This window comes from Variovorax sp. F042, from assembly GCF_057814215.1.
The window spans coordinates 1-279 of record NZ_JBVASX010000103.1; the positions used below are offsets into that span (position 1 = coordinate 1).

At 65.9% G+C, this 279-nt stretch carries 1 protein-coding gene; it reads left to right on the forward strand.

The annotated features are described in order from the left end of the window. Positions 1-8: 8 nt before the first annotated feature. The coding region (locus ACZYSP_RS35600; RefSeq protein WP_489019274.1) for an aldehyde dehydrogenase family protein at positions 9-279 on the forward strand (271 nt) is incomplete at its 3' end.

Genomic DNA, 279 nt, shown 5'->3' on the forward strand with positions numbered 1-279 from the left:
CAGGCACCATTCACCGCGAAGCCCTGCGCATTGCCGGCGAGCGGATTCACCGCGACCGCACGATCGACGTCACCTACCCCTACACCGGCGAAGTGATCGCCACCGTGCCCAAGGCCACGCTCGAAGACGTGCGGGTGGCCTACAAGATCGCACGCGACTACAAGCCCACCCTCACGCGCTACGAGCGCTACAAGATCCTGATGCGCGCGGGCGAGATCATCGCCTCGCGCCTGGACGAGATCTCGCGCGTGATCACGATGGAGTCGGGCCTGTGCCGCA